This window comes from Pseudoxanthomonas composti, assembly GCF_004122095.1.
Lineage (GTDB): Bacteria > Pseudomonadota > Gammaproteobacteria > Xanthomonadales > Xanthomonadaceae > Pseudoxanthomonas_A > Pseudoxanthomonas_A composti.
Map to the genome: position 1 here is coordinate 607,586 of NZ_SAWZ01000002.1, position 19,914 is coordinate 627,499.

17 protein-coding genes are annotated in these 19,914 nt (G+C 68.5%); 5 read left to right on the forward strand and 12 right to left on the reverse strand.

The features are described from left to right. Positions 1-297 precede the first annotated feature (297 nt). Both EPA99_RS05905 and EPA99_RS05910 read left to right on the forward strand, forming a co-directional pair. On the forward strand, positions 298-1,446 hold the full coding sequence (locus EPA99_RS05905; protein WP_241688276.1) for an acyltransferase family protein: 1,149 nt from the start codon (positions 298-300) through the stop codon (positions 1,444-1,446). A 217-nt stretch (positions 1,447-1,663) separates the two neighbouring features. Then, positions 1,664-2,275 carry a superoxide dismutase gene (locus tag EPA99_RS05910; protein ID WP_129470255.1) on the forward strand — a complete coding sequence of 204 codons (612 nt, stop codon included), beginning with the start codon at positions 1,664-1,666 and terminating at the stop codon, positions 2,273-2,275. Positions 2,276-2,429: 154 nt separating this feature from the next. On the opposite strand, the gene EPA99_RS05915 is transcribed toward EPA99_RS05910, so the two are convergent. Further along, positions 2,430-3,215 carry an SDR family oxidoreductase gene (locus EPA99_RS05915; protein WP_129470256.1) on the reverse strand — a complete coding sequence of 262 codons (786 nt, stop codon included), beginning with the start codon at positions 3,213-3,215 and terminating at the stop codon, positions 2,430-2,432. After that, entirely contained in the window at positions 3,212-3,541 is a 330-nt protein-coding gene (locus EPA99_RS05920) for a nuclear transport factor 2 family protein (RefSeq protein ID WP_129470257.1), read from the reverse strand. The genes EPA99_RS05915 and EPA99_RS05920 overlap by 4 nt, the downstream gene beginning before the upstream one ends. A gap of 97 nt (positions 3,542-3,638) precedes the next feature. Here EPA99_RS05920 and EPA99_RS05925 point away from each other — a divergent pair, with 97 nt between their 5' ends. Further along, entirely contained in the window at positions 3,639-4,544 is a 906-nt protein-coding gene (locus EPA99_RS05925) for a LysR family transcriptional regulator (protein ID WP_129470258.1), read from the forward strand. A gap of 266 nt (positions 4,545-4,810) precedes the next feature. Here the strand turns inward: EPA99_RS05925 and guaA are convergent, their stop codons facing one another. From guaA to EPA99_RS05940, 3 genes are all read right to left on the reverse strand, one after another. Next, positions 4,811-6,376 carry a glutamine-hydrolyzing GMP synthase gene (guaA, locus tag EPA99_RS05930; RefSeq protein WP_129470259.1) on the reverse strand — a complete coding sequence of 522 codons (1,566 nt, stop codon included), beginning with the start codon at positions 6,374-6,376 and terminating at the stop codon, positions 4,811-4,813. A gap of 114 nt (positions 6,377-6,490) precedes the next feature. Beyond that, positions 6,491-7,948 carry an IMP dehydrogenase gene (gene guaB, locus EPA99_RS05935; protein WP_129470260.1) on the reverse strand — a complete coding sequence of 486 codons (1,458 nt, stop codon included), beginning with the start codon at positions 7,946-7,948 and terminating at the stop codon, positions 6,491-6,493. A 207-nt stretch (positions 7,949-8,155) separates the two neighbouring features. Continuing rightward, entirely contained in the window at positions 8,156-9,037 is an 882-nt protein-coding gene (locus tag EPA99_RS05940) for a LytTR family DNA-binding domain-containing protein (protein ID WP_129470261.1), read from the reverse strand. Positions 9,038-9,182: 145 nt separating this feature from the next. On the opposite strand from EPA99_RS05940, the gene EPA99_RS05945 reads away from it, so the two are divergent. Then, the gene (locus tag EPA99_RS05945; protein ID WP_129470262.1) at positions 9,183-10,754 is read left to right on the forward strand and encodes a glycosyltransferase family 39 protein; all 1,572 of its coding nucleotides are present in this window, start codon (positions 9,183-9,185) and stop codon (positions 10,752-10,754) included. Positions 10,755-10,878: 124 nt separating this feature from the next. Here the strand turns inward: EPA99_RS05945 and folD are convergent, their stop codons facing one another. After that, positions 10,879-11,736 carry a bifunctional methylenetetrahydrofolate dehydrogenase/methenyltetrahydrofolate cyclohydrolase FolD gene (gene folD / locus EPA99_RS05950; protein ID WP_129470263.1) on the reverse strand — a complete coding sequence of 286 codons (858 nt, stop codon included), beginning with the start codon at positions 11,734-11,736 and terminating at the stop codon, positions 10,879-10,881. Positions 11,737-11,830: 94 nt separating this feature from the next. On the opposite strand from folD, the gene EPA99_RS05955 reads away from it, so the two are divergent. Beyond that, on the forward strand, positions 11,831-12,127 hold the full coding sequence (locus EPA99_RS05955; protein ID WP_129470264.1) for a DUF1244 domain-containing protein: 297 nt from the start codon (positions 11,831-11,833) through the stop codon (positions 12,125-12,127). A gap of 49 nt (positions 12,128-12,176) precedes the next feature. Here the strand turns inward: EPA99_RS05955 and EPA99_RS05960 are convergent, their stop codons facing one another. From EPA99_RS05960 to EPA99_RS05985, 6 genes are all read right to left on the reverse strand, one after another. Beyond that, positions 12,177-14,003 carry a monovalent cation:proton antiporter-2 (CPA2) family protein gene (locus EPA99_RS05960; RefSeq protein WP_129470265.1) on the reverse strand — a complete coding sequence of 609 codons (1,827 nt, stop codon included), beginning with the start codon at positions 14,001-14,003 and terminating at the stop codon, positions 12,177-12,179. 161 nt (positions 14,004-14,164) lie between these two features. Further along, positions 14,165-15,304 (reverse strand): molybdopterin-synthase adenylyltransferase MoeB, encoded by a 1,140-nt coding sequence (moeB, locus tag EPA99_RS05965; RefSeq protein ID WP_129470266.1) that lies wholly within the window; start codon positions 15,302-15,304, stop codon positions 14,165-14,167. 28 nt (positions 15,305-15,332) lie between these two features. Continuing rightward, entirely contained in the window at positions 15,333-16,550 is a 1,218-nt protein-coding gene (locus tag EPA99_RS05970) for a molybdopterin molybdotransferase MoeA (protein WP_129470267.1), read from the reverse strand. Between the two features lie 3 nt (positions 16,551-16,553). Further along, on the reverse strand, positions 16,554-17,951 hold the full coding sequence (gene der / locus EPA99_RS05975; RefSeq protein WP_129470268.1) for a ribosome biogenesis GTPase Der: 1,398 nt from the start codon (positions 17,949-17,951) through the stop codon (positions 16,554-16,556). Positions 17,952-18,095: 144 nt separating this feature from the next. Next, on the reverse strand, positions 18,096-19,277 hold the full coding sequence (gene bamB / locus EPA99_RS05980) for an outer membrane protein assembly factor BamB (RefSeq protein WP_129470269.1): 1,182 nt from the start codon (positions 19,275-19,277) through the stop codon (positions 18,096-18,098). Further along, positions 19,277-19,906, reverse strand: a complete 630-nt coding sequence (locus EPA99_RS05985; RefSeq protein WP_129470270.1) for a YfgM family protein — start codon at positions 19,904-19,906, stop codon at positions 19,277-19,279. Before EPA99_RS05985 ends, bamB begins: the two co-directional genes overlap by 1 nt. Positions 19,907-19,914 lie beyond the last annotated feature (8 nt).

Genomic DNA, 19,914 nt, shown 5'->3' on the forward strand with positions numbered 1-19,914 from the left:
GATCCGCTAGGGCTGCGGTAGAGTCGGACTCGCCTCATGCGACAGGGCGGGCGCCCGCCAAGCGCTCCGCGCACCGTTCAATCTCGAACGGTTGGGCCCTGCCCGCCTCCGCGAGCCACGATCCGGCCCGCAAATCCACCGAAGCGGCACAGCGCCGCGCCTACAACCCAAGGCCGCGGCATCTCCGGGCTGAGGTCATGCAGACGCTCCCGATAGCGATGCGATCCGGCCCAAGGCCTGATGCCCTCCGCCCACGGCCTTCGCGCCGCGCCGGCCTTGCAACGTCAGGAGTCCTGCATGCCTGTGCCCGCCGCCGCAAGTCCAACCGACCGCGCCACTCGCCAGGCCGCCACCTTGCCCACGCGGGCGCCGAGGCAACACATGTCCGAGCTGGACGGGCTGCGCGGCCTGGCGGCGCTGTCGGTGGTGCTTTCGCACCTGCCCAATCGTGCCGCCGAACTGGCGCGCTCGGACTTCGGCGCCTGCGGGGTGCTGATCTTCTTCGTGCTGAGCGGCTTTCTGATGGGCCACCTGTACCTGCAAAAGCCCCTCACGGCGGATCACGCGCGAAAGTTCGTGGTCTCGCGCGTGGCGCGCATCGTGCCGCTGTACTACACCGTGGTCGTGCTCGCGTTCATTGCCTCGCACTGGTTGGGTGAAGGCTTCACCTACCGGATGGACGCGGCCCAGCTTGCGCGCCTGCTGTCCTTCACCGGCTCGCTGAGCGTGTTCTGGTCGGTGGGTCCGGAGTTCCAGTTCTATTTCTTCTTCCTTTGCGTGTGGCTGATCCCCTCGCTGCACGGGCGCCTGCGCTGGCTGTCGATGCTGGCGCTGATGGCGGTCGTGGCACTGAGCTATGTCACCTCCCCGTATACGCCCGGCGTGCTGTTCTTCTCCAAGCTGCATATCTTCATGGCCGGTGTTGGCGTGGCGGTGCTGCGCGGCGTGTTGGTCGAGCGCGCGTGGCTGACCCAGGCCCGCGTGCGCCTGCTGCAGGGGCTGTCGGTGCTGGCGATTGTGGCTCTGCTGGTCCCGCTGGAACAGATGCTGCTGGACGTCTTTCCGTGGAAGGACGTGGCCGATGAGAGCAAGTGGTACTACAGCGACCTGCCCCGCACGGCGATGGCGGCGCTGATCGTGCTGTCCTTCAGCTTCAGCACGGCGCCGGCCAAGGCGGTGCTAGGAGGACGCCTGGTGCGGGAGATCGGCCAGGCCAGCTTTGCCATCTACCTGCTGCACGTGCCGGTGATCGACCTGTTCGAACACCAGGGCATCTTCGTGCTGGTCAGTCCCTGGCTGTCGGGCTTGCTGTGCACAGCCGCGGTGATCGTGCTGGCGATGCTGGTCAATCGCGCCTTCGAGGCGCCGGCGCGCCGATGGATCACCCAGCGCTTCGCCCAGCCTGAGCGCGTGGCCGCCTATGCGGGCTCACGCGGCGGCTCCTGACGGCAGGCCTGCAAGGGTTGCCGCACCGCAAGTGGCGCCCTTCATCATCAGACCAGTCGCGTTGAACGATAATCGAGCCCGCTTGGACGGATTGCAGGACTGCGCCCTGTGGCCGTCCAACGTCGCCCCGCTCCGGCGGGGCATCGCCCGAGGCCCGCCAGCCGCTGCATGCACGCCAGCTCGGTTCTTCTTCAGACCCTGATGAGGTAATCCCGATATGGCACACGTCCTGCCCGCGCTTCCCTACGCCTACGACGCGCTCGAACCCCACATCGATGCCAAGACGATGGAGGTTCACCACAGCAAGCACCACCAGACCTACGTCAACTCGCTCAACGCCGCAATCGAAGGCAGCAAATGGGCCGACCTGCCCGTGGAGCAGCTGGTCTCGCAGGTGTCCGAGCTGCCCGACAAGCTCAGGCCCGCGGTCATCAACCACGGTGGTGGCCATGCCAACCATTCGCTGTTCTGGACGGTGATGTCCCCGCGGGGCGGCGGCATGCCGGTGGGCACTCTGGCCAAGGCCATCGACACGGAGCTGGGCGGGTTCGACGCATTCAAGCAGGCCTTCACCCAGGCGGCGATCACCCGCTTCGGCAGCGGCTGGGCCTGGCTGTGCGTGGACAAGGACGGCAAGCTCAGCGTGACCAGCAGCGCCAACCAGGACAGCCCGCTGATGCAGGGGCTCACGCCGGTGCTGGGCCTGGACGTGTGGGAACACGCCTACTACCTGAAGTACCAGAACCGTCGACCCGAGTACATCGAGGCCTTCTACAACGTGGTCGACTGGAACGAGGTCGAGCGTCGCTACCACGACGCCAGGGGTTGAGCTGCCGCGCTTTGTTCAAGACAACGGCGCCGCCTTCCCTGGCGGCGTCTTCGTAGGTCACGTTGGCAGACTCAGCAGTCGCTGCACCGGGTCGATGGCGAGCGCTCGACCCGGCTGCGCTGACGGCCAGTCCAGACAGTGTTCCGAACCTGGACTAGACCACCGTGGGCACGGTGCCGCCGTCGATCCGGTACTCGGCCCCGGCGATCGAAGCCGACCGCGGCGAGGCCAGGAACACGATCAGGTCGGCCACCTCCCGCGGTTTTGCCGGACGGCCCACGGGGATCCCGCCCAGCCAGTCCATGATCATCTGCTTGCCGCCCTCGTAGTCCGTGCCGGCCTGCGCCGCCATCCGTTCGGCGAAGGCCACCGAGGCTTCGGTCTCGATCCAGCCCGGGGCCACGCTGAGCACGCGCACGCCCTTGGGCGTGACTTCGCGCGCCAGTGCCTTGCTATAGGTCGTCAGCGCTCCCTTGGCCGCCGCATAGGCGGTGGTGGACTCGGTCAGCGGCAACACGCGCTGGATGGAACTGACATGGATCACCACACCCGATCCCTGGGACAGCATGGCCGGCAGCAGCGCCCGGTCCAGGCGCACGGCGGGCATCAGGTTGAGATTCAATTCGGCGAACCAGTGCGCGTCGGTGATCGCGGCAAAGCCGCCTTGCGGCGTGTTCGACCCGCCCAGGGCATTGATCACGATATCCACGCCGCCAAGTGCCTCCAGCGCTGCCTCTGCCAAGAGCGCGGCCCCTTCGGCGGTGGACAGGTCGGCGCTGACATAGGTCACGCCCTCCACCGGATGCACCGGCTTGCTGCGCGCGGCGGTGACCACCCGCGCGCCGGCTTCCACCAGGGCCTCCACGACGGCGGCGCCCAGGCCCAGGGTGCCACCGGTCACCACGGCGCGCAGGCCGCTCAGCTGCAGATCCAAGATCATGCGCTGATCTCCAGGCTGGCGACCAGTCCACATTCCAGGCGGAAGGACAAGGTCATGTCGATCGGGCTGCCGGGAAAGCTCCCCGCCACGTGGCTGCGCACGACATGCTTGCCATCGACCAGGGTCATGGCGAACGGGTCGTTGGTGTAGGTGTACAGGGTTTCGGTTTCGGCCTTCCAGGCCTTGATCGCGTCGCGACCGATGTGGTTTTGGCCCTTGTCCCTGACGCTCCCCTGCGGCGTGAAGCAACGGGCAAGCTCGTCAGGGCCCTGGGTGTCGGCCAGGAAGTAGGCGACGATGGGTTCGGGCAGTGTCAGCGCAGTCATGGTGCTCTCCGGGTTGGGATGGCGCACAGCCTGCGCCCCGGTCATCATTCAGTGAATACGGTAGATTCCTCATGGCTTATGTAGACCGGAGTGCATAATGCGCGGATCCGAATACGCCGAACTCAAGGCCTTCGTCGCCGTGGTCGAGCGCCAGAGCTTTGCCCGGGCCGCCGAGCACCTGGGCCTGTCGCCCTCGGCTTTGAGCCAGACCATCCGCCAGCTCGAGAGCCGCATCGGCGCCCGCCTGCTCAACCGCACCACCCGCAGCGTGGCGCCGTCGGCGAGCGGCGAACGGCTCTATCAACGCATCGCGCCGTTGTTCCGCGAGATGACCGCCGCGGTGTCTGAAGCCAGCGAAGCGACGGGACAGGTGCGCGGCACGCTGCGCATCAACACCCTCGGCATCGCCGCGCGCACCCTGATCGGACCGCGGCTGGCGCGCTTCCACCAGGCCCACCCCGAGGTGCTGCTGGACATCGTGGTCGATGACACGTTGACGGACATCGTCGCCGGCCGGTTCGATGCGGGGATCCGCGTGGGTGGGCGGCTGGAAAAGGACATGATCGCCGTGCGCCTGACGCCGGACCTGGACATGGTCGCGGTGGCCTCCCCGGACTATCTGGCACGCCGCGGCACGCCGCGCACGCCCGAGGATCTGCATGACCACGCCTGCATCAACTGGCGGCTGCAGACCGACGGCAGACACTATCGTTGGGAGTTCGAGCGCAAGGGCCAACGACTGGACATGGCGGTCAATGGCCCGGTGGTGACCAACCACGCCGACATCGGCATCGCCGCCGCGCTGGAAGGCCTGGGCATCGCCTATCACTTCGAACGCGACGGCGTGGCCGAGCACCTGTCCCAGGGCAGGCTAGTGCAGGTGCTCGCGGATTGGTCGATCTCACGCCCCGGGCTGTTTCTCTACTACCCCAACCGACAGCATCGCCCCGCCCTGCTTGGGATGTTTATCGACTGCTTGTTGGATCGGCCCCAAGGGGTTTAGCCGTGCCTTCCGCGCAGCAACACCGGCGGAACTACAAGTTCCCCGGAGCAGTAGCTGTTCTGTCTCCTAGCCTGCAAGACCCGCTTTTTCGCCATGGCGATCATCTCGCCCGGCAAGTCCGACTCGAAACAAGCTGTCGGACTGCGATCCGATCCTGCGTCATGCCAGGGCACGTCATCGCTTGCGCCCAATAACGTTCTAGCAAGGCAGACAAAAACAAAGGGCGCCTCAGCGCCCTTCGTTTCATCAAGCTATGCCGAGCAGGCTCACTCCCACTCAATCGTCGCCGGCGGCTTGCCGGAGATGTCGTACACCACCCGCGAAACACCGCGCAGTTCGTTGATGATGCGGTTGCTCACCGTGCCGAGGAAGTCGTACGGCAGGTGCGCCCAGTGCGCGGTCATGAAGTCGATGGTCTCCACCGCGCGCAGGGCGATCACCCATTCGTAGGCGCGGGCGTCGCCGACCACGCCGACCGACTTCACGGGGAGGAACACGGCGAAGGCCTGGCTGGTCTTGTCGTACAGGTCGGCCTTGCGCAGTTCGTCGATGAAGATCGCATCGGCCTTGGCCAGCAGCTCGGCGTACTCGGGCTTGACCTCGCCAAGGATGCGTACGCCCAGCCCCGGGCCGGGGAACGGGTGACGGTAGACCATGGTGCGCGGCAGGCCGAGTTCCACGCCCAGGCGGCGCACCTCGTCCTTGAACAGCTCGCGCAGCGGTTCCACCAGGCCCAGCTTCATGTGCTTGGGCAGGCCGCCGACGTTGTGGTGGCTCTTGATGACGTGGGCCTTGCCGGTCTTGCTGCCAGCCGACTCGATCACGTCGGGGTAGATGGTGCCCTGCGCCAGCCACTTGGCGTTGCTGAGCTTGTTGGACTCCTCGTCGAAGATGTCCACGAACAGGTTGCCGATGATCTTGCGCTTGGCTTCCGGGTCGCTCACGCCCTCCAGCTTGGCGAAGTACCGGTCGGCGGCGTTGACGCGGATCACCTTGACGCCCATGTGCTCGGCGAACATCGCCATCACCTGGTCGCCTTCCTGCCAGCGCAGCAGGCCGGTATCGACGAACACGCAGGTCAGCTTGTCGCCGATGGCCTTGTGCAGCAGGGCGGCCACCACCGAGGAATCCACGCCACCGGACAGGCCCAGGATCACCTCGTCCTCGCCGACCTGCTCGCGCACGCGGGCGATCTGGTCTTCGATGATGTTGGCCGCCGTCCACAGCGTGGCGCAGCCGCACACGTCCACCACAAAACGGCGCAGCAGGGTCTGGCCCTGCAGGGTGTGGGTGACTTCCGGATGGAACTGCACGCCGTACCAGCGCTTGTCCTCGTTGGCCATGGCGGCCACCGGGATGCGGTCGGTGGTGGCGGTGATGGTGAAGCCCGGCGGCACCTGCGAGACGTGGTCGCCGTGGCTCATCCACACGTTCAGACGCGCCGCGCCGGCATGGTCGGACAGCCCGGAGAACAGCGCGTCGGGCTGGACCACGTCCACTTCGGCGTGACCGAACTCGCGCTGGTCGGCCGCCTCGGTGGCACCGCCCAGCTGCGCGGCCAGGGTCTGCATGCCATAGCAGATGCCCAGGATCGGCAGCCCGCTGTCGAAGACCTGCTGCGGCGCGGCCGGCGCACCCGGCAGCGTGGTCGATTCCGGCCCACCGGACAGGATGATGCCCTTGGCGCCGAAGCCGGCGATCTCGGCCGGATCATGGTCCCAGGCCCAGATTTCGCAGTACACGCCGATCTCGCGGATGCGGCGGGCGATCAGCTGCGTGTACTGCGCGCCGAAATCGAGGATCAGGATCTTGTCGGTGTGGATGTTGGTCATGAGGGCAGGAACGAGTTGGGAGGAACGAGGAACGAGAGAAAACAGGAGCAGGGGGCCGATGTGAAAAGAGGAACGGAAACATTCGTTTCTCGTTCCTCTCCACTCGTTCCTGCCTCACCCGGCTCGATAGTTCGGCGGTTCCTTGGTGATCTGCACGTCGTGGACGTGGCTCTCGCGCTGGCCGGCACCGGTGATGTGCACGAACTGCGGCTTGGTGCGCATCTCCTCGATGGTGGCGCAGCCCACGTAGCCCATCGTGGCGCGCAGGCCGCCGACCAGCTGGTGGATGATCGCGCTCAGCGGGCCGCGGTACGGCACGCGGCCTTCGATGCCTTCGGGCACCAGCTTGTCGGCGTCGGAGGCGTCCTGGAAGTAGCGGTCCTTTGACCCCTTCTCCATCGCGCCCAGCGAGCCCATGCCGCGGTAGCTCTTGTAGCTGCGGCCCTGGAACAGCTCGACCTCGCCCGGGGCTTCCTCGGTGCCGGCGAACAGGCCGCCGGCCATCACCGTGGAGGCACCGGCGGCCAGCGCCTTGCCGATGTCGCCCGAGTAGCGGATGCCGCCGTCGGCGATCAGCGGGATACGGTCCTGCAGCGCCTCGGCCACCATGTCGATGGCGGTGATCTGCGGTACGCCCACGCCAGCGACCACGCGCGTGGTGCAGATCGAGCCCGGGCCCACGCCGACCTTGACCGCGTCGGCACCGGCCTCCATCAGCGCCAGGGCGGCATCGCCGGTGACGATGTTGCCGCCGATGACCTGGATCTGCGGGTAGGTCTTCTTGACCCAGCGCACGCGGTCCAGCACGCCCTGCGAGTGGCCGTGCGCGGTGTCCACGATGATCACGTCCACCCCGGCCGCGGCCAGCGCTTCCACGCGCTGCTCGGTATCGCCACCCACGCCCACCGCGGCGCCCACCAGCAGGCGGCTGCTGGCGTCCTTGGCGGCGTTGGGGCTGTCGGACTTCTTCTGGATGTCCTTGACCGTGATCAGGCCTTTCAGGGCGAAGCCGTCGTTGACCACCAACACCTTCTCGATGCGGTGCTTGTGCAGCAGCTCCAGCACTTCCTCGTCGCTGGCGCCTTCGCGCACGGTGACCAGGCGGTCCTTCTTGGTCATGATGTGGCGGACCGGATCGTCCAGCTTCTTCTCGAAGCGCATGTCGCGGCTGGTCACGATGCCCAGAAGCTGGCCGCCATCGACCACTGGCACGCCGGAGATGTTGCGGGCGCGGGTCAGCTTGAGGACCTCGGCGATGGTGGTTTCCGGACCCACGGTGAAGGGCTCGGCGATCACGCCGGCCTCGAACTTCTTCACCTTGGCCACTTCGGCCGCCTGCGCATCCACGGTCAGGTTCTTGTGGATGATGCCGATGCCGCCCAGCTGGGCCATCGTCACCGCAAGACGGTGCTCGGTGACCGTGTCCATGGCCGCCGACAGCAGCGGCAGCTTGAGCTTGAGGTCACGGGTGAGGCGCGTTTCCAGGCTCACGTCCTTGGGCAGGACGGTCGAGTGCGCGGGGACCAGGGAAACGTCGTCGTACGTCAGTGCTTCAGCCAGGATGCGGAGCATCGGCCACCTAACCGGTTCGTGGGAAGCGCGACATTATAGCCCCAAGACCGGCCCGGCTGCAGCCTGGCAGGGGCCGCGACGCTGCGTTTCCGCCGTGGCATGACGGGCGATGGGCGGTGTGCATCAAAGCCATGATGCGCGCGACTCAGATCAGGGCGTGCGCAGTCGCGCGGGCGCACGCTGGGCGGTTGCCTCACCTGCCCAGGCTCAGCCCTCGCCCGCGCCCAGTCGCTCCCGCAGCGCGGTGCGATAGCTGCGGCTGCACGGCAAGACCGTGCCATCCTTCAGGTGGATGCGGGCCTCGCCGCCGTCGATGGGCTCGATCGAGGCCACCTGGGCCAGGTTGACGATGTAGCTGCGCTGGATCCGCACGAACCGGCCCGGGTCCAGGCGGCCTGAGATCTCGGTCATCGTGCTGCGCAGCGGATAGTCGTGGCCGCGCACCTGCAGGTTGACGTAGTTGCCGGCCGCGCGGATCCATTCGATCTCCTCGGTGGCCACCAGGAAATCGCGGCCCAGCTTGCGCACCAGGAAGCGCTCGGGCCGCTCGACCGGCTCCAGCGGCGGCCCCTCGTCGGGCGCGGCCAGCAGCTGGGCCTCGCCCTGCAGCCGCCGCATCAGCAGGCGCCAGGTCTCGATGAACACCACCAGCACGAAGAAGCCGCGCACGTCCTTGAGATACTCGTAGGGCCAGGCCGAGAGCCAGCCGCCGAATCCGTACTCGCCACCCATCCAGCGATACACCCAGGCGCGCAGGGCATACATGCCGACCACGTGCAGCATCGAGAACACCACGCTGGCCAGCAAGTACTCGGTCAACGTGCGCCCCCAGCCGGTCCACCGCAGCGGCCGCCAGGCAGTGAAGCGCACCACCGGCCAGACCAGCAGCAGCCAGGTCAGGCCGCTGGACCACTCCCACACCACCGGCTCCCAGTCGGCGAAGGCCAGTGACGACTTGTGCACGTCCATCAGCACGGTGATGCTGTTGAAGCTGGCGTTCCAGGCGATGTAGACGACCCAGAACCCCACCTCGACCATCTGCTTCCAGGGCAACAGCCGCTCGTAGGCGGTGGGCGATGATGCTTGCATGCCTGCATTCTACGGGGCACCAGCCGGTCCCACCCGCCCCTGTGGGCCCGCGGCTGGTCCCAAAGCCGCGCCGGATCGTCACATTTACCTGGCCGGGGCAGGCTGCCGCGCCAACACTGGCCGCCTCTCCAGACCATGACTTGCCATGACTGCTCCCCTGCCCGCCGCTCCGTCTCCTCCAGCGCCCGGACACCCGCATGCGGCCGCCCCATCGGTGGCCCCGGTCCATCGCGAACTGAAATGGCTGCTGGTCCTGGCGCTGGTGCGTTTCCTGGCCCATCTGTGGCTCAACGGCGCCTACGGCTTCCACCGCGACGAACTGCAGGTGCTGGACGATGCCCGGCACCTGGACTGGGGCTATGTGCCCTACCCGCCGCTGGTGCCCTGGCTGGCACGGCTGGAGCTGTTCCTGTTCGGAACCTCGCTGGCAGGCTTTCGCGCGGTCGCCACCCTGGCCCAATGCGGGGCGATGGTGCTGGCGGGCCTGATCGCCGCCGAACTCGGCGGCCGGCGCCTGGCCCAGCTCGCCGCCGCGCTGACCACCGCCTGCATGCCCTTCGGCCTGGTCAACAGCAGCATCCTCATGTACTGCGGCCCGGACCTGCTGTGGGTGGTGGCGGCCGCCTGGCTGGCGCTGCGCCTGGCCAACGGCGGCGATCTGCGCCTGTGGCTGGTCATGGGCGCAGTCTTCGGCCTGGGCCTGATGACGCGCTACACCATCGTGTACTGGGCCATCGGCCTGGCCGCGGGCGTGCTGGCCACGCCGATGCGCGCCCAGCTGCGCACGCGCTGGCCGTGGCTGGGGGTGGCCGTGGCCTTGGCGATCTTCCTGCCCAACCTGATCTGGCAGGTGAGGCACGACTTCATTTACCTGGACTTCGTCGCCCACATCCACGCGCGCGATGTCGCCATCGGCCGCACCGACCTGTTCCTTCCCGAGCAGCTCTACGCCAACGCCAGCGCGCTGACCCTGCCGATCTGGCTTGCCGGCCTGGGCTTCCTTACGCTGGCCGCCACGATGCGCCGCTACCGCGTGCTGGTGTGGATGTATGCACTGCCGCTGCTGCTGTTCGCCCTGTCGCGCGGGCGCGGCTACTACATGGCGCCGGGCTATCCGATGCTGCTGGCCGCCGGCTGCGTGGCCATCCAGGCCTGGTGCGCCCGCCTGCCGGCTAGCCGCGCGCGCGGCCTGCGCATGGCGCTGGTCTGCCTGCTGGTGGTGGCGCTACCGCTGGGCTGGGCCCTGCACCTGCCTATCGCGCCGGTCAATTCCCCGCTCTGGCATGTCAACCAGCGCCTGCACCGCGATTACGCCGAGGAGATCGGCTGGCAGGAACTGGCTGAGCAAGTGGCATCCATCTATCACGCCCTGCCCGAGGCCGAGCGCGCCCGTACCGCCATCCTGGCCAACAACTACGGCGAAACCGGCGCCATGGCCTTGTACGGCCCGGCGCTGGGCCTGCCGCCGGTGATCAGCCGGACCAACACGGCCTGGTATCGCGGCTACGGCGAGCCGCCGCCCCAGGTCATCATCGAACTGGGCAATACCGCCAAGGACCAGCGTGGCAGCGTTGCCAGGTGCACCTCGCACGGTCCGGTCCGCAACCGCGAGAACGTGGCCAACGAGGAATCGAACAACGGCTACGAGATCTTCGTCTGCCGCGACATCCCGCCGATCTGGCCGCAGATCTGGGGCACCAAGCCCAGGTTCGGTTGAGCGGGAACCGCGCCGCGGACGCCGCCGTGGCCTGGCTCAGGTCGCGGCGGTCGGGGCCGCAGGCGTGCCTCCCACTGGCATGCCATCCCGCCCCGACGAGGCGCCAGCGCCCTGCCGGCGCGACTCAGCCAGCCGCTTCGGCCGCCTCGATGGTGTTCTGCATCAGCGTGGCCACGGTCATCGGACCCACGCCACCCGGCACCGGCGTGATCCAGCTGGCGCGCTGGGCGGCGGCTTCGTAGCCGATGTCGCCGGTCAGGCTGCCATCATCCAGGCGGTTGATGCCCACGTCGATCACCACCGCGCCCGGCTTGACCCACTCGCCCGGCACCAGGTTGGGCCGGCCCACCGCCACCACCAGGATGTCGGCGTCGCGCACGCGCGCTTCCAGCACCTCGGCCGGGGTGAACTTGTGGCAGCAGGTCACTGTGCAGCCGGCGATCAGCAGCTCCAGCGCCATCGGCCGGCCGACGTGGTTGGACACGCCCACGATGGTGGCGTTGCGGCCACGCACGGGTTGGTCGGTGTGGGCCAGCAGGGTCACGATGCCACGCGGCGTGCAGGGCCGCAGGCCGAACTCGCGCAGGGCCAGGTGGCCCACGTTCTCCGGGTGGAAGCCGTCCACGTCCTTGCGCGGGTCGATGCGGTGGATCAGGTGGCGCGCGTCGGGAATGCCCGGCAGCGGCAGCTGCACCAGGATGCCGTGCACCTTGGGGTCGGCATTGAGTTCATCGATAAGCTTGAGCAGCTCGGCCTCGGTGGTGCCTTCGGGCAGGTCGTAGTCGAACGCTTCGATGCCCACCTTCTCCGCGGCGCGGCGCTTGTTGCGCACGTAGACGCTGGAGGCCGGGTCCCCGCCCACCAGCACCACGGCCAGCCCCGGGCGCGACTGCCCTGCGGCCACGCGCGCATCCACGCGGGTCTTGAGGGTGTCGAGCAGGTCTTCGGCCACGCGGCGGCCATCGAGAATGCGGGCAGTCATCGGTCTGTTGGGGGTGTACAGTCGGCCGCCTATTGTCCCCGATTCATCCAGCAGCGGGTAGGCGCACCGCCCTGCCCCGTCCACAGGAGTTCCCATGACCGACACCACCGCCCTGGAAGCGGCCGCCTTCCGCCGCCTGCTGGCGCACCTGAACCAGGACCGCCTGGACGTGCAGAACATCGACCTGATGATCCTGGCCGGCTTCTGCCGCAACTGCCTGGCCGACTGGTATCGCGAGGCGGCCCAGGACGCCGGCCAGGACATAAGCAAGGACCAGGCGCGCGAGGCGATCTACGGCATGCCCTTCGCCGACTGGAAGGCCAAGTACCAGCAGCCGGCCACGCCAGAGCAGCTGGCCGCCTTCGAAGCCGCCCAGCAGCGCCACGGCTGACTCCGAGCCCGCACCGCCCGCATCGCCACACCGCAGGCGGATGCGGGGCTCAGGCGCCGGTCGCGTCCTGCACTGGCGCTGAGGCATCCAGCCGCTTGCTCTCGCGGCGCGGCACGGTGAAGGGCGTGGGCGTGGCCGGCGCGGTATTGCCGATCAGCAGCGGAATCCCGGCGCGCGAGGTGCCGGCGGCCACTTCCAGGTCGAAGCGCTCGGCGTCCAGGCGCCTGACCTCGGCGGCCACGTTGCGCGCCTCGGCCTCGTCCATGCCCAGCTCCACCAGCGCCGCCTGGCCAAAGCGCACCGCCGATTCGAAGGTCTCGCGGATCTGGTAGTCCACGCCCGCGTTGACCAGCTCCAGGGAGTGCTCGCGGTCGAACGAACGCGCCAGCACCTTGGCCTGGCCGAACTCATGCCGGCACAGTTCGACGATGCGGTTGGTCGCCTCGCGGTCGTCGATGCAGATGGCGATCTGCCGCGCCGTGGCCGCGCCCGAGGCGTGCAGCACGTCCAGGCGCGTGCCGTCGCCGTAGTAGATCTTGAAGCCGAATTCCTCGGCGCTGCGGATCATGTCCAGGTCGGTATCGATGATGGTCACGTCCACGTCGCGCGCCAGCAGCGCCTGGCTCATGACCTGGCCGAAGCGGCCGAAACCGATGATCAGCACGCTGCCGGTCTGCCCCTCGACCTTCTCGATGCCCTCCATCGACTGCTCGGCTTTGGGCATGAAGCCGCGTGCCAGGATCACCACGATGGGCGTGAGCACCATGGACAGCACCACGATGGCGGTGAAGTTGGCATTGAGCGTGGCGTCGATCAGCCCCTCCGAGGCCGCGGCCGAATACAGCACGAAGGCGAACTCGCCGCCCTGGGCCATCAGCACCGCCCGGTCCAGCGCCTCGCCATGGCCGCTGCGCGCCACCCGCGCCACGAAGTAGATGCACAGGCCCTTGACCAGCATCATCGCCAGCACCGCCGAGACGATCAGCGGCCAATTGCGCGCCACCACCGCCAGGTCCAGCGACATGCCCACGCTGAGGAAAAACAGGCCCAGCAGGATGCCGCGGAAAGGCTCGATGTCCGCCTCGATCTGGTGGCGGAAGGTGGACTCGGACAGCAGCACGCCAGCCAGGAAGGCGCCCATTGCCATCGACAGGCCGCCGAGCTGCATCAGCAGCGCCGCGCCCAGCACCACCAGCAGCGCGGCGGCGGTCATGACCTCGCGCGCCCGCGCCCTGGCCAGCACGCGGAACAACGGGTTCAACAGCCAGATGCCGGCCGCGACCAGCCCGGCCACGCTGGCCATGCCAATGCCGATGGCCGTCCAACGCGAGCCTGCCCCGGCCGATTCGCTCGGCGCCAGGAAGGCCACCAGCGCCAACAGCGGCACGATCAGCAGGTCTTCGAACAGCAGCACCGAGACGATCTTCTGGCCGCCTGGCGAGGCGATATCGCCACGCTCGCCCAGCAACTGCATGACGATCGCGGTGGAGGTCAGCACGAAGCCGGCGCCCCCGACGAAGGCCACCGGCCAGGAGAAGCCGAACAGCTTGCCGACTACGGTCAGCGCCGCGGCGCAGGCGGCGATCTGCAGCGTGCCCAGGCCGAAGATCTGCTTGCGCAGGCTCCACAGGTGCGAGGGCCGCATCTCCAGGCCGATCACGAACAGGAACATCACCACGCCCAGCTCGGCCGTGTGCAGAATAGCCTGCGGGTCGGAGAACCAGCCCAGCCCGAACGGGCCGATCACCAGGCCGCCGGCCAGATACCCCAGCACCGAGCCCAGCCCCAGCCGTCTGAACAGCGGCACGGCCACCACGGCCGCGCCCAGCAAGGCCACGACACTGACCAGTTCGCTGGTGTCGGAAGGGGCGCTCATGCGCGAGGGGTTCCGGTCATGGGGCTTTGGTCATCGAGAGGTGGCTGGATGAGATGCGGCTCGCGCAGGCGCAGGCAAGCCACGGGCATTGCAACGTAGCATCGCAGGCACGGCGCTGACATGGACCGCTGCCGCATCCACGACGTGTGCCTCATGATCAGTCAGCCGGCGCGGACCTGGTCCGCGCCGTTTGTCGATGGCTGTTCGCTCACCGCGCCAGGCGCGCAGACCGGGCACGCGGGATCGGCCGCCAGGCGCATCTCGTGGAAGCGCATGGTCAGCGCATCGACATGCAGCAGGCGACCGCTGAGCGGCTCGCCGATGCCCAGCAGCAGCTTGATCGCCTCGCTGGCCTGGATCATCCCGACCAGCCCGGGCAGCACGCCCAGCACGCCCGCCTGCGCGCAGTCCGGCGCCAGTTCCGGCGGTGGCGGTGCGGGGAATAGGCAGCGATAGCACGGCAGCTGTCCGCGATGACGGCCGGCATCGAACACACTGGCCTGGCCTTCGAAGCGCTGCACCGCCCCATACACCAGCGGCTTGCCCAGCCGCACGCAGGCATCGTTGAGCACATAGCGCGTGGCGAAATTATCCGCACCATCGACCACCACATCGATGCCGTCGAGCAGCCGATCGACATTGCCCGCGGTGACACGCTCAGGGACCGCCTCCACGCACACGCCTGGATTGAGCGCCTGCAAGGCCACGGCCGCCGACGCCACCTTGGGCATGCTCACGCGCGCCTCGGCGTGCAGGATCTGTCGCTGCAGGTTGCTGCGCTCGACCACGTCGTCGTCGGCGATGCGCAGCGTCCCCACCCCGGCCGCGGCCAGATAGAACGCGGCCGGCGAGCCCAGCCCGCCCGCACCCACCAGCAGCACGCGCGAGGCGCGCAGGCGGCGCTGGCCGGCCTGTCCCACCTGCGGCAGCAGCAGGTGGCGCGCGTAGCGCTCGTTGAAGTCGCGTGTGTGGGCATCCTGCTCGGGCACCACCATGGGCAGCCCCTCTGCCATCCAGCCCGAGGTGCCGCCATCGATCGAGGCGACCTGCGCGAAGCCGGCGGTGCGCAGCATCTGCGCCGCCTCCAGCGAGCGCGCCCCGGACTGGCAGATCAGCAGCGCTTGGGCGCCCCCGGCCGGCAGGTGGCGCGCCGGTTCGGCCAGCAGGCTGGCCTTGGGCACCAAGGCGGCGCCCTGGGCGTGGCCACCTGCGTGTTCGTGCGGCTCGCGCACATCGATCAGGAAGGCCCCCTGCCGGAGGCGCTGCTGGGCCTCCCGTGGGCTGATGCGTTCGATGCTCATGCGCCGATTATGGGCGCTGGCCAGGCGATCAGTACGGGAACACCGTGACGCGTTCGCCCAGCGCGTATTCGCGCTCGCCTTCTTCCAGCAGGATCAGCGCATCGCTCTGCGCCGCGCCGCGCAAGCGGTGCGAGGCGTCGGCCGGATTGGGCAACACGCCCAGCGTTGCATCCTCGCCGTACTGCAATTGCCCGCGCAGGAACTCCAGCCGTGCATGAGTCTTGCGCCAGGGCGCGCGTAAGGCCGCAGTGACCACCGGGCGCGCGTCCTGGCGACCCTGCAGGCCGTCCAGCAACGGCCGGCTCAGCATCAGGAAGGTGGCCAGCACCGAGACCGGATTGCCCGGCAGCCCCAGGAACACCGCCTGGTCCATGCGCCCGAACAGCACCGGCATGCCGGGCTTCATGCGCACCTTCCAGAAATCGATCTGGCCATGCTGCTGCAGCAGCCCCGGCAAGTGGTCCTTCTCCCCGGCCGAGACCGCGCCGCAGGTGATCACCACATCGAAGGCGCTGGCCGCATCGCGCAACAGCAGTTCGATGCGCGCCGGATCGTCCGGCAGGCGCGGCCAGGCCACCGGTTCCAGTCCCTGCGCGCGCAGCAGACCCATCAGCAGGTCGCGATTGCTGTCGTAGATCTGCCCCGGCAGCAGCGGCATGCCCGGCTCGATAAGCTCATCGCCGGTGGTGAACACGGCCACGGTCGGGCGGCGCGCCACCGCCAAGTCGCTCACGCCCAGCGCAGCGGCCAGCGAGACCCGGGCCGGCGTCAGCACCTGCCCGGCGCGCAGCACCAGCTCGCCCTCACGCACATCCTCGCCGGCCCGGCGAATGTCCGCGCCCAGCGCGATGCCCGCCGGCACGCGGATCCCGTCCTCGACCAGGATCACCGCTTCCTTGATCACCACCGTGTCCGCGCCAGCGGGCAGCGCCGCGCCGGTGGTGATGCGCGCGCATTCGCCTGGACCGACACTCAGGCCCTCGCCTGCCCCAGCGAACTGCTCGCCCACCAGGCGCAAGCGCGTGGGCGCATCTGTGGACAGGTCGGCATGGCGCAGCGCGAAGCCATCCATGCGGCTGTTGTCGAACGGTGGCAACGCCATCGGCGCCACCAGATCCTGGCCCAGCACCCGGCCATCCACGCGCCCCAGGCTCAGCCGCTCCAGCGGCAGACGTCGCGCCTGCGCGGTGGCCGCCACGATCTCCAGCGCCTCACGCCAGGCGATGCGGCTCGGGTAGGCCTGCACGGCTCAGCGGCCTTTCACGTGGCGGATCAGGCGCTTCTTCTTGGCGATCTGGCGCTCGGTCAGCACGTTCTTCTTGCCCTCGTAGGGGTTGGTGCCCTCGCGAAACATGAAGCGCACCGGCGTGCCTACCAGCTTGAAGCGCTTGCGGAAAAAGTTCTCCAGGTAGCGCTTGTACGACTCCGGCAGCACCTTCAGGCGGGTGCCGTGGACGACGAAGGTCGGCGGGTTGGCCCCGCCTGGGTGGACATAGCGCAGCTTGGAGACATGGCCGCGGATGCTCGGCGGCGGGTTGGTCTCGTAGGCGATCTCCAGGGCCTTGTTGACCTCGCTGGTGCCGAACTCACGATTGGCCGAGGCATGCGCGCGATGCACGGCCTTGAACAGCTCGCGCAGGCCCGAGCCATGCAGCGCGGAGATGCGCACCACCTCGGCCCATTCCACGAAGCTCAGCTTGCGCGAGAGCAGCGCCTCGGCCTGTTCGCGCTGGTAGGTCGTCAGGCCGTCCCACTTGTTGATCACCACCACCAACGCACGGCCGGCGTCGAGCACCGCACCCAGCACCGTGGCGTCCTGGTCGGTCACGCCCTCGGTGGCATCGAGCATCAGCACCGCGACCTGGCACTGTTCGATCGCCTGCAGGGTCTTGAACACCGAGAACTTTTCCACCGCCTCCTCTACCCGGGCGCGGCGACGCAGGCCGGCGGTATCGATCAGCCGGTACAGGCGGCCATCGCGCTCCAGATCCACCGCGATCGAATCGCGGGTGGTGCCCGGCACGTCCGAGGCGATCATCCGCTCCTCGCCCAGCAGGCGGTTGACCAGCGTGGACTTGCCCACGTTGGGGCGCCCGACGAAGGCCACGCGGATGCGGTTGGGGTCGGTATCCAGGATCTCGCCGGCGCCCTCCTCGGGCAGCCGCGCCAACGCCTCGTCGACCAGGTCGTCCACGCCCTGGCGATGCGAGGCGGCGATGGTCAGCACGTCCTCGAAGCCGTAGCGGGCGAACTCCGAGCGCGCCGCCTCCTCGTCGATGCCGTCGATCTTGTTGATCACCAGCACCGTCGGGCGGGCGGCCTTGCGCAGCCAGCGCAGGATGTCGTCGTCCAGAGCCGAGGGGCCCTCGCGGCCATCGACCACGAACAGCACCAGGTCAGCTTCCTCGGCCGCGGCCCGCGCCTGGCGCGCGGTGGCGCCGGCCAGGCCTTCCTCATCGCCGGCGATACCGCCGGTATCGACCACGACGAAATGGCGTTCCTCGTCCAGGCGGCAGACCCCGTAGTTGCGGTCGCGCGTCACGCCCGGCTGGTCGTGGACCAGCGCGTCGCGGCTGCGGGTCAGCGCGTTGAACAGCGTCGATTTGCCCACGTTGGGGCGCCCGACCAGGGCGACGAGGGGAAGCATAGGAACACCAGGAAAGAATGAGGAATCGGCGCTTGCGCGCCGACAAGATTACCGGAGTTGGCCCGGCAGGCCGATCACGCCCGGTCCGACACGACAACGGCGACCCGCAAGGCAGGTCGCCGTTTGGGACCCAGGCCGGCTGGATCAGCGCAGCTTGAACGCGGTCAGCTTGCCGTCGGTGTTCTGCACGATCAGGATGCCGTCGGCCACCACCGGCTGGCCCTTGATCGGGTCGCCGCCGGCACGCTCGCGCGCCACGACTTCGCCATTGTCCAGGCGCATCCAGTGCACGTAGCCCTTGTAGTCGGCCACCACCGCGTAGTCGCCCTGCACGGCCGGGGCCGTCACCGAACGCCGCGCCAGGGTGGTGTTGGACCACAGCGAACCGCCGCTGCTCTTGTCCAGCGCCCACACGCTGCCATCCGGGTCGGTCACCACCGCCGCCGAAGTGCCGATGCCGATACCGCCCATGCCGCCATTCTCGCGAGTCCACATCGGACGGCCGCTGGGGCCGTCGATGGCCACCGTGTCGCGCTTGAAGCTGGTCGCCAGCAAGGTGGTGCCATCGATCACCGGGGCGCCGTCCACGTCGGCCATGCGCTCCAGCTCGGTGCGGCCCTCGCCCGAACCGATCGGCAGGTCCCACATCTGGCGGCCATCGGCCAGGCTCAGTGCGGTCAGGGTGCCGTCGTCGTTGCCGACGAAGACGATGTTCGGCGCCAGCGTCACCGGGCTGCCGCCACGGACCGTCAGCGAGGGCAACTCATGGCTCCAGAACCAGCGACGCTCGCCGGTATCGTGGTCGTAGGCGGTGACGCGACCATCGTTGGAATGCACCACAACATTGTTCTGGCCGATCGTCGGGGCCGCGATGACCTCGCTGTTGATCTTGGCCTTCCACTTCTCCTCGCCGGTGGCGCCATCCAGGGCAATCAGCTGGCCATCCAGGGTGCCGGCCACGACCAGGCCATCGCCCGCACCGACCGCGGAAATCCGGTCGTCGGACTTGTAGCGCCAGATGCTCTTGCCGGTCTGCAGGTCGAAGGCATGCACGCCACCTTCGATGGCCGCCGCGTAGACGCGGCCCTGCGACACCGCCGGGCGCTGACGCGTGCCCAGCTTCTTCTCGCCATTGCCAGCCGAGGCGGTCCAGACCTTGTCGATGGCGATGCTGTTCTTCAGCTTCACCAGCTCGGCCGGCTCGGCGGCCTTCTTGTCGGAATCCTTGCTGCTGAACCAGCCTTTGACGGTGCTGCAGCCGCCCAGCGCAAGCGCCATGGCGGAGATCACCAGCGCGCGCTGGACGAAAACGGACTTGCGTTGCATCAGGTGGACTCCGCGACTTCAGGCGGTGTGCCGCCGGCATGGGTGAGCTTGATTTCGACCAGGCGCCGCTCCGGCGCGGCCACGTCCATCGAGGTCAGCGCCTTCAGATAGGCGGCCTTGGCTTCTTCCTGCTTGCCCGCGGCCAGCAGCGCATCGCCGCGGATTTCCAGGTCGGACGCCAGCGAGGACTCGCCGATGACCTTGACCGCCTCGTCCGGCTTGCCGGTCTCGATCAACAGGCGCGCCAGGCGCTGGTTGACCACCAAGCGCAGCGCCGGCTCGGGCTTGATCGCGCGCAGGGTGGCGATGGCCTCGTCCAGCTTCTTGCCATCGACCTGCGCCTTGGCCAGCGACAGCTGCGCCAGGGTGCCGTAGACGCCGCTGTCGGCGCCCATGGCCGAAACCTCGGCCTTGGCCAGATCGCCGGCGGCCACCGCCTTGCTCGCCTGGTCGTAGCGGTCGTAGGCCTGTTGGTCCTGCAGATGCGTGCGCTTCTGCCACCACTGCCAACCGAAGATCAGCGCCAGGCCGATGAGCACACCGCCTGCCAGTCCCGCGCCGTTGTTTCTCAGCCAGCCGCGGACGCGCTCGCCTTGTTCGTGCTCGTCGAGCAGATCATCAATCGCCATGCTTACTC

What these genes read in the sequence shown, in the direction of transcription:
- EPA99_RS05945 (WP_129470262.1), top strand. Translation starts at nt 9,183, where the DNA reads ATGACTGCTCCCCTGCCCGCCGCTCCGTCTCCTCCAGCGCCCGGACAC.
- EPA99_RS05940 (WP_129470261.1), bottom strand. Translation starts at nt 9,037, where the DNA reads ATGCAAGCATCATCGCCCACCGCCTACGAGCGGCTGTTGCCCTGGAAG.
- EPA99_RS05905 (WP_241688276.1), top strand. Translation starts at nt 298, where the DNA reads ATGCCTGTGCCCGCCGCCGCAAGTCCAACCGACCGCGCCACTCGCCAG.
- EPA99_RS05985 (WP_129470270.1), bottom strand. Translation starts at nt 19,906, where the DNA reads ATGGCGATTGATGATCTGCTCGACGAGCACGAACAAGGCGAGCGCGTC.
- guaB (WP_129470260.1), bottom strand. Translation starts at nt 7,948, where the DNA reads ATGCTCCGCATCCTGGCTGAAGCACTGACGTACGACGACGTTTCCCTG.
- EPA99_RS05910 (WP_129470255.1), top strand. Translation starts at nt 1,664, where the DNA reads ATGGCACACGTCCTGCCCGCGCTTCCCTACGCCTACGACGCGCTCGAA.
- EPA99_RS05925 (WP_129470258.1), top strand. Translation starts at nt 3,639, where the DNA reads ATGCGCGGATCCGAATACGCCGAACTCAAGGCCTTCGTCGCCGTGGTC.
- bamB (WP_129470269.1), bottom strand. Translation starts at nt 19,277, where the DNA reads ATGCAACGCAAGTCCGTTTTCGTCCAGCGCGCGCTGGTGATCTCCGCC.
- EPA99_RS05915 (WP_129470256.1), bottom strand. Translation starts at nt 3,215, where the DNA reads ATGATCTTGGATCTGCAGCTGAGCGGCCTGCGCGCCGTGGTGACCGGT.
- EPA99_RS05955 (WP_129470264.1), top strand. Translation starts at nt 11,831, where the DNA reads ATGACCGACACCACCGCCCTGGAAGCGGCCGCCTTCCGCCGCCTGCTG.
- der (WP_129470268.1), bottom strand. Translation starts at nt 17,951, where the DNA reads ATGCTTCCCCTCGTCGCCCTGGTCGGGCGCCCCAACGTGGGCAAATCG.
- folD (WP_129470263.1), bottom strand. Translation starts at nt 11,736, where the DNA reads ATGACTGCCCGCATTCTCGATGGCCGCCGCGTGGCCGAAGACCTGCTC.
- moeB (WP_129470266.1), bottom strand. Translation starts at nt 15,304, where the DNA reads ATGAGCATCGAACGCATCAGCCCACGGGAGGCCCAGCAGCGCCTCCGG.
- guaA (WP_129470259.1), bottom strand. Translation starts at nt 6,376, where the DNA reads ATGACCAACATCCACACCGACAAGATCCTGATCCTCGATTTCGGCGCG.
- EPA99_RS05960 (WP_129470265.1), bottom strand. Translation starts at nt 14,003, where the DNA reads ATGAGCGCCCCTTCCGACACCAGCGAACTGGTCAGTGTCGTGGCCTTG.
- EPA99_RS05920 (WP_129470257.1), bottom strand. Translation starts at nt 3,541, where the DNA reads ATGACTGCGCTGACACTGCCCGAACCCATCGTCGCCTACTTCCTGGCC.